Origin of the sequence: Rhizobium sp. 268 (assembly GCF_036571585.1) — a bacterium.
Lineage (GTDB): Bacteria > Pseudomonadota > Alphaproteobacteria > Rhizobiales > Rhizobiaceae > Rhizobium > Rhizobium redzepovicii.
This window is the reverse complement of record NZ_JAPPSO010000080.1, coordinates 1-518: the sequence shown is the minus strand read 5'-3', so window position 1 is coordinate 518 and position 518 is coordinate 1. Positions and strand designations below refer to the sequence as shown.

The window sequence follows — 518 nt, the reverse complement described above, 5'->3', positions numbered from 1 at the left end:
CGAATGCTTTCGCCCTTGTGCATCATCTCGAAGCCCTTGTTGATGTCGTCGAGCGGCATGGTGTGGGTGATCATCGGGTCGATCTGGATCTTGCCCTGCATGTACCAGTCGACGATCTTCGGCACGTCGGTGCGCCCGCGCGCGCCGCCGAAGGCGGTGCCCATCCAGTTGCGACCGGTGACCAGCTGGAACGGACGGGTGGAGATCTCCTGGCCGGCCCCGGCAACGCCGATGATGATCGATTTGCCCCAGCCGCGGTGGGAGGCCTCCAGCGCCTGGCGCATCACCTTGGTGTTGCCGGTGCAGTCGAAGGTGTAGTCGGCGCCGCCGATCAGGTCGCCATTGCGTTTGGTCATGTTGACGAGATGCGGCACGATGTCGTCGCCCACCTCCTTCGGATTGACGAAATGCGTCATGCCGAACTTCTCGCCCCAGGCCTTGCGGTCAGGATTGATGTCGACGCCGATGATCATGTCGGCGCCGGCGAGCCTGAGCCCCTGCAGCACGTTGAGGCCGAT

General features: G+C 63.7%; 1 protein-coding gene. It reads right to left on the bottom strand.

Features of this window, described 5'->3' with window-relative positions; all coding sequences use genetic code 11:
* A partial coding sequence (locus OS035_RS33530; RefSeq protein WP_331815704.1) for a zinc-binding dehydrogenase occupies window positions 1-518 on the bottom strand: 518 nt, incomplete at both ends.